Consider the following 8527-nt stretch of genomic DNA (forward strand, 5'->3'; position numbering starts at 1 on the left):
GTCGGCGCGGGCCCGGTTGATGCAGGCGTTGCCGCCCGGCGGCGCGATGATCGCGGTGCAGGGTCACGAGAGCGATGTGCCCGAAGGGGTGTCGGTCGCCGCCGTCAACGGGCCGGACTCGCTGGTGTTGTCCGGTGCGGAAGCCGCGGTGGAAGCCGTCGCGGCGGGCTTCGCGCGCAGCAGACGCCTCGCTGTCAGTCATGCCTTCCACTCCGCGTTGATGGACCCGATGCTGGCCGAGTTCCGGGCGGTCGTGGCGACGCTGACGCTGCACGAGCCGACCCTGCCGATGGTCTCCACCGTCACCGGCTCGCGGGTCGAACCCGGTTCGGTGACGGACCCGGACTACTGGGTGCGGCACGTGCGCGAGACGGTCCGGTTCGCGGACGGGGTTGCCGCCATGCGCGACCTCGGCGTGGACACCGTCGTCGAGGTCGGGCCCGACGCGGCACTGTCCGCGCTGATCGACGCCGACGTCGTGGTGCCGACCCTGCGCCGCGGCCGGGACGAGGTGGAGGCGATCCTCGCCGCGGCCGCCACCCTGTACGTGCACGGCATCGACCTGGACTGGACCCCCTGGTATCCGGGTGCGCACCGCATCGCCCTGCCCACGTACGCGTTCCAGCGCGCGCACTACTGGCCGCGCCCGGCCTCCTCCGGGGGCGACGTCACCTCGCTCGGGCAGACCGCCGCCCGCCATCCGCTGCTCGGCGCCGCGGTCGCGGTGGCCGGCGCCGACGAGGTCATCTTCACGGGACTGCTGTCGCTGCGCGTCCACCCGTGGCTCGCCGAGCACGACACCGTGCCCGGCGCCACCTGGCTGGAACTGGCCCTGCAGGCCGGCGACCAGGTCGGCTGCGACCGGGTGGCACGCCTGGAGATCGGTGCGTCCCTCGCACTCACCGAGCAGTCGGCGGTGGCCCTGCAGGTACGGGTCGGTGCGCCCGGCGAGGACGGCGGCCGCGCGATCACGGTCCACTCGCGTACCGGCGACGGGCCGTGGATCGAGCATGCCTCCGGCCGGCTCGCCGAGGACGGCGGTGCGCCGTACGAGATCGGCGACACGCCGGTGGAGGCGGCCCTGCCGGACGGTGTCGCCGACGATGCGCGCTACTTCGGTCTGCACCCGGAACTGCTCACCGCCCTGCTCGACGACGACCTCGAACCGGCCGTGTTCACCGGCGTCACCCTCCACGCGGCCGGGGCCGGCGGCCTGCGCGCCACGCTGACCCGGCGGGGTACGAACGGTTACCGGATCGCCGCCGTCGACCCGGCCGGTGCACCGGTGCTGTCCGTCGACTCGGTGCGACTACGCGAACCGGTATCCGTCTCCGGTGACCAGGGGCCGCGCGGATCGCTGCTGGACCTGCGCTGGGCCGCCGCCGAGGCGGCCCCCGCGGGCCGCACGGTCACCCTCACCGGCTCCCTGGACGACCTGCGCGGTGACGTCGATCTGGTGCTCGTGCCGATCGCCGGCGCCGGCGAGGACGTGGTGGCCGAGGCGCACCGGCTCGGCGCGTACGCCCTCGATCTGGTCCAGCGGTGGTTGGCCACCGAGCGGTTCGGCGACGCGCGGCTCGCGTTCGTCACCGCCGGCGCGGTCGGCACCGGCGACAGTGACCGGGTCCGCGACGTCGCGGCGAGCGTCGTCTGGGGTCTGGTCCGGGCCGCCCAGTCCGAGCACCCGGACCGGTTCCTGTTGATCGACCACGAGGCCGGCGCCCCCGTGGACGCGCTGCCCTCCGACGAGCCGCAGTTCGCCATCCGCGAGGGTCGGGTGCTGGTGCCGCGGCTGGCCCGTACGGCCGAGCGGGAGCCCGGTGGGTGGACGCCGCGGGGCACGGTGTTGATCACCGGTGGTACCGGTGGTCTGGGTTCGGCGCTGGCGCGTCACCTTGCTGCTCGTGGTGTGGATCTGGTGCTGGTCAGCCGCCGTGGTCCGGACGCGCCGGGCGCGGACCGGTTGCCGGGCCGGGTGGTGGCCTGTGATCTGACGGATCGTGCGGCGGTGGATGAGCTCGTCGCAGGCATTCCGGATCTGTGCGCGGTGGTCCATACCGCGGGTGTGCTCGACGACGGGGTGGTGACCGCGCTGACCCCCGAGCGGCTCGACGCGGTGCTCGCTCCCAAGGTCGACGCGGCGTGGAATCTGCACGCGGCGACGCGGGACCTGGATGCCTTCGTGCTGTTCTCCTCGATCTCGGGGGTGATGGGCAGCGCCGGGCAGGCGAACTATGCGGCCGGCAACGTGTTCCTGGATGCACTGGCGGCGTACCGGCAGTCGCGGGGGCTCGCCGCGCAGTCGCTGGCCTGGCCGGCCTGGGCCGGTGACGTCGGTATGACCGCGTCACTCGGTGAGAAGGACATGCACCGCGCCTCCTCCGCCATGCCGCCGCTCACCGTGGAGCAGGGGCTCGCGCTCTTCGACAGCGCCGTGGCGGCGGGGTCGCCGTACCTCGTGCCGGTCAGCATGTCGTCCACCAAGGTCCGGATGCCCGGTCCGGTCCCGGCCGTCCTGCGCGACCTGGTCAAGGGCGGGCGCGCCCGGGCGGCCGGGAACGCCGGACCGGCAGCGACCCTGGCCGCGCTCACCCAGCAACTCGCCGGACGCCGCGAGGACGAGCGCCTGCGCCACGTCACCGACCTCGTCCGTGCCGAGGCCGCCGCGGTGCTCGGCCACGCCTCGGCCGCCGCCGTCGACGCGCGCCGTGAGTTCCGTGACCTCGGCTTCGACTCGCTCACCGCGGTGGAGCTGCGCAACCGGCTGACCGCCGTCACCGGCCTGCGGCTCAGCGCCACCATGGTCTTCGACCACCCGACCCCCGCCGCGCTCGCCGAGCACCTCACCAAGGAGCTGGTCAGCGAGCACACCGCGCAGGAGGGCCCCGCCCTGCTCGCGGATCTGGACCGGCTCGGCGCCGCCCTGCGGGCCAGCGAGCCCGACGACGTCACCCGGGCCGCGGTCACCGCCCGGCTCCGCCGGCTTCTCGACGCGTGGCGCGCCGACGAGCCCGGCCGCGCCGACGTGGCCGAACGGCTCGGCGCCGCGTCCACCGACGATCTGTTCGCCTTCATCGACAACGAACTCGGCCGCCAGAGCGACCGCTGAACTCGCGCACTCCGGTACGCACGGAAGGTTGCTCGCATGTCCGACGACAGCAAGCTCATCGACTACCTCAAGTGGGTCACGGCCGACCTGCACGAGACCCGCCGCCGCCTGCAAGAGGTGGAGTCGGGCCGGCAGGAGCCGATCGCGATCGTCGGCATGGCCTGCCGCCTCCCCGGCGGGGTGCGCGGGGCGGAAGCGCTGTGGCAGCTGGTCGACGAGGGACGCGACGGCGTCACCGCCTTCCCCGACGACCGCGGCTGGGATGCGGCGGCACTCGGCGGCGACGGTGAGGGCAGCAGCGCCACCGGGGAGGGCGGCTTCATCGCGGCGGGCGACTTCGACGCCGGCTTCTTCGGCATCTCGCCGCGCGAGGCGGTCGCCATGGACCCCCAGCAGCGACTGCTACTGGAGACCTCGTGGGAGGCATTCGAACACGCCGGGATCAACCCGGCGAGCCTGCGTGGTACCCGCACCGGGGTCTTCACCGGCGCGTCCGGGGTGGACTACATCGGTGTCGTCATGGGGTCGCGGGAAGACGCCGAGGGACATGCCACCACCGGTCTGACCTCCAGCGTGATCTCCGGTCGGGTGGCGTACACGCTCGGGCTCGAGGGCCCCGCCCTGACGGTGGACACCGCCTGCTCGTCGTCGCTGGTCGCATTGCACCTGGCCGCGCAGGCGCTGCGCAGCGGCGAGTGCGAGCTGGCGCTGGCGGGCGGCGTGACGGTGATGTCCACACCGATGGGCTTCTCGGGCTTCACCCGGCAGGGCGGGCTCGCTCCGGACGGTCGCTGCAAGGCGTTCGCGGACGCGGCGGACGGCACGGGCTGGTCCGAAGGCGTCGGCGTGCTGGTGGTCGAGAAGCTCTCCGACGCCCGGCGCAACAACCACCGCATCCTCGCGGTGGTCCGGGGCTCGGCGGTCAACTCCGACGGCGCCTCGAACGGCCTGACCGCGCCGAACGGGCCCTCGCAGCAGCGGGTCATCCGGCAGGCCCTCGCCGGCGCCGGCCTGACCCCGCGCGACGTGGACGTGGTGGAGGCGCACGGCACCGGCACGACGCTCGGTGACCCGATCGAGGCGCAGGCGTTGCTCGCCACGTACGGGCAGGATCGCAGCGAGCCGCTCTACCTCGGCTCGGTGAAGTCGAACATCGGGCACACGCAGGCCGCGGCCGGGGTGGCCGGTGTCATCAAGATGGTCATGGCGATGCGACACGGCACGGTGCCGCGCACCCTGCACGTGGATGCGCCCACGTCCCACGTGGACTGGTCCCAGGGTGCGGTCGAGCTGCTCACCGAGCCCCGGCCGTGGCCTGCCGCGGACCGCCCGGCCCGCGCCGGAGTGTCGTCGTTCGGCATCTCCGGCACCAACGCCCACGTCATCATCGAGCAGGGCGAGACGCCCGCCTACGAGCCGTCCCCGGCCCCCGCGGCCGCGCCGTGGCCGGTGTCGGCGCGCAGCGAAACCGCTCTGGACGCCCAGATCGCCCGGTTGCGGGCCTGGGTCGCCCAGCGCCCCGAGCTGTCCGCGGCCGACGTCGGACGCTCGCTCGCCGTCACCCGCGCCCAGCTGGCGCACCGCGCGGTACTCATCGGCGACACCGTCGTCCGCGGTGTCGCCACGCGCCGCCGCCTCGGCGTGGTCTTCTCCGGGCAGGGCTCGCAGCGGGTCGGAATGGGACGCGCGCTGTACCAGCGGTTCCCGGCGTACCGCGCGGCCTTCGACGAGGTGGCGGCGCATCTCGCGATCGACTGGGACGACCTGGACTCCACCGGGAACGCGCAGCCGGCCATCTTCGCCGTCGAGGTCGCCCTTTACCGCCTGCTCGAGTCGTGGGGGGTGCGGGCGGATGCGGTGGCCGGCCACTCCGTCGGCGAGATCACGGCCGCGCATGTAGCCGGAGTCCTGTCCCTGCCGGACGCCTGCGCGCTGATCAGTGCGCGGGCGAGACTCATGCAGGCATTGCCGGCCGGTGGCGCGATGATCGCCGTACAGGCGGCCGAGTCGGACCTCTCGCTCGGTGCGGACGTGTCGATCGCGGCGGTCAACGGCCCGGACTCCGTCGTCCTGTCGGGCGACGAGGCTGCCGTCACGGCCGCCGCCGCGCAGTTCGCCCGGACCAAGCGGCTCACCGTCAGCCACGCCTTCCACTCGGCGCTGATGGATCCGATGCTGGACGCGTTCGCCGACGCCATCGCGGGGATCACCCTCGACCCGCCCTCCTGTGATCTGGTCTCCAACGTCACCGGGCGCATCGAGTCGGACCTGTTCACCGACCCCGCCTACTGGGTCCGGCACGTGCGCGAGACCGTCCGCTTCGCCGACGGCCTCGCCGCGATGTCCGGATCGGGCGTGGACGCCTTCCTGGAAGTCGGCCCGGACTCGGTGCTCAGCGCGCTGATCGACGCCGAGCTGGTCGTGCCGACGCTGCGCCGGGACCGCGACGAGAACGAGTCGATGCTCGCCGCCGCGGCCGCCCTGCACGTCGGCGGCGTCGACGTCGACTTCGCCGCCTGGTACCCGGATGCGACCGTCGTGCCGCTGCCGACCTACGCCTTCGAGCATCAACGTTTCTGGCCGCGCCCGGCCGCCGGTCACGGCGCCGTCTCCGCGGCCGGCCTGATCGCCGCCCAGCACCCGCTGCTCGGGGCGGCCGTCGCCGTGGCCGACGCCGACGAGGTCATCCTCACCGGCCTGCTCAGCCCGCGCGCCCACCCCTGGCTCGCGGGGCGCGCGACCATGCCCGGCGCCGCCTGGCTGGAACTCGCCATCCGGGCCGGCGACCAGGTCGGCTGCGACCACGTGCGCCTGCTCGACATCGGTGCCGCCCTGGCCGTCGACGAGCGGCCGGTGGCGATCCAGGTCCGGGTGCACGCGCCCGGCCCGGACGGCGACCGGCGCATCACCATGCATGCCCGCGCCGACGACGCTCCCTGGGTGCAGCACGCCGAGGGTGTGCTGTCCGCAGCCGCCGCCGAACCACCGGCGGACACCGACGGCGCGGGTGCGGAGGTGTCGTTGGGTGACGCCGACGCCGCCGACGCCCGTTACTTCGGTCTGCATCCGGCGCTGCTCACCATGCTCCTCGACGAACAGTCGGAACCCGCCTCGTTCGCCGGAGTCACGCTGCACGCGGCCGGCGCCCGGACCCTGCATGCCCGCCTGCGGCGCAGTGGTGACACCGTGCGCGTCGTCGCCGTCGACCCGGCCGACGCGCCCGTGCTCACCATCGACGCCCTCACCCTGCGAGAGCCGCTCGCGGTGGCCGGCGGGCGTACCCGCCCCGGCTCGCTGCTCACCCTGGACTGGGTCGCGCCGCGCGCCGCCGAACGCCGTCCCGGTCTCCTCGTGGTCGAGGGGACCGATGACGTCCCGGCCGGCGCCGACCTGGTCCTGATCCGCATCCGTACCGGGGACGACGTGGTCGCGGACGCCCACCGGCACGCCGCCACGGCGCTGGAGTCCATGCAGCGCTGGCTGGCGGACAGCCACGGCGCCCCGCTGGTCTTCGTCACCTCCGGCGCGGTCACCGGCGCCGACCCGGCCGCCGCGGCGGTCTGGGGCCTGGTCCGCTCCGCCCAGACCGAGAACCCGGGCCGGTTCGCGCTGCTCGACGCCGGCTCCGCTGGCGAGGCGGACGCGGTCCTGCCGCTGTTGCCCGGCCTCATCGCCACGGGCGACGGCCAGTTCGTGGTCCGCGACGGCGAGCTCACCGTGGGCCGCCTCGACCGGGTCCCGGCCGACGTCCACGCCGGTCCCTCGCCGTGGACCGGCGGCGGCACGGTGCTGATCACCGGCGGCACCGGCAGTCTCGGCTCGGCCCTGGCCCGCCACCTGGTCGTCGACCACGGGGTGGCCCGGCTCGTGCTGGTCAGCCGCAGGGGCCCGGACGCGCCGGGTGCCGCCGAGCTGACCCGGGAGCTGCGCGCCGCGGGCGCCGAGGTGCTGGTCGCCGCCTGCGACCTGTCCGACGCCCGTGCCGTCCGGGCGCTGGTGGATGCCGAGCCGGACCTGTCCGCGGTGGTACACACCGCCGGGGTGCTGGACGACGGGATCCTCACCTCGCTCACCCCGCAGCGGCTGTCCGCCGTCCTGGCGCCCAAGGTGGACGGTGCGTGGAACCTGCATCTCGCCACCGCGTCCCGCCGCCTCGACGCGTTCGTGCTGTTCTCGTCCATCTCCGGTGTCATGGGCGCGCCCGGACAGGCCAACTACGCGGCGGGCAACGTCTTCCTCGACGCCCTCGCCCGGCACCGCAGAGCCGCCGGGCTGCCGGCGCAGTCGCTCGCCTGGGCCGCCTGGGCGCCCGGTGCCGGCATGACCTCCACGCTGTCGGACGCCGACCTGCAACGCGTCTCCTCCGGGATGCCGCCGCTCACCCCGGAGCAGGGTCTCGCCCTCTTCGACGCGGCCGTCACCGTCGACGAGCCGTACCTGGTGCCGGTCAGCATGTCGTCCGGCAACCTGCGCATGCCCGGCGAGGTGCCGGCGGTGCTGCGTGCCCTGATCCGTACGGGACGCCGGCCGGCTGCGACGACCGCCGGCGGTGCGGCCACCTTCGCCGGCATCTCCCGTGAGCTGCTGTCGCGGCCCGCCGCCCAGCGCCTCGCGTACGTGCTCGACCTGGTCCGCGCCGAGGTCGCCGCCGTGCTCGCGCACGCGTGCGCTGAAGCCGTCGATGCGCAGCGCGAGTTCCGTGACCTCGGCTTCGACTCGCTCACCGCGGTGGAGCTGCGGAACAAGCTCGCCGCGGCGACCGGCCTGCGGTTGAGCCCGACCATGGTGTTCGACTATCCGACCCCCACCGTGCTGGCGGGGTTCCTACTCGGCGAACTCCTCGGCGAGGAGGACGACGCGGAGATGCCGGCCACGGTGACCGCGGACGTCACCGCCGACCCGATCGTCATCGTCGGCATGGCGTGCCGCCTGCCCGGCGGTGTCACCTCGCCGGACGAGCTGTGGGACCTGGTCGCCGGCGGCCGGGACGGCATCTCGCCCTTCCCCGCCGACCGCGGCTGGGACCTCACCGAGCTGCGGCAGGGTGGCGAGGGCGGCCGCGGACGCAGCGCCACCGATCGGGGTGGTTTCCTGGAGCGGGTGGCCGACTTCGACGCCGGCTTCTTCGGCATCTCGCCGCGCGAGGCGCTCGCCATGGACCCCCAGCAGCGACTGCTGCTCGAAGCCTCCTGGGAGGCGTTCGAGCGGGCCGGGATCGCCCCGGGCGGGCTGCGCGGCAGCCGGACCGGTGTCTTCGTCGGCTGCGGTGGACAGGACTACACCCAGGTGGTGATGAACTCCCGGGAGGACATCGAGGGCCACGCCCAGACCGGGCTCGCGGCCAGCGTGGTTTCCGGCCGGGTCTCGTACACGTTGGGTCTGGAGGGTCCGGCGGTCACCGTGGACACGGCGTGTTCG

Annotated in this window: 2 protein-coding genes; both read left to right on the top strand. The window is 74.3% G+C overall.

Annotation, left to right across the window (positions count from 1 at the left end):
- On the top strand, positions 1–3109 hold a 3109-nt coding region (locus IEY99_RS33595; RefSeq protein ID WP_189208164.1), incomplete at its 5' end, for a type I polyketide synthase.
- A 36-nt stretch (positions 3110–3145) separates the two neighbouring features.
- The coding region (locus IEY99_RS33600; RefSeq protein ID WP_189208165.1) for a type I polyketide synthase at positions 3146–8527 on the top strand (5382 nt) is incomplete at its 3' end.

The sequence above is a fragment of the Couchioplanes azureus genome, from assembly GCF_014648355.1.
Taxonomy (GTDB): Bacteria; Actinomycetota; Actinomycetes; order Mycobacteriales; family Micromonosporaceae; genus Actinoplanes; species Actinoplanes azureus.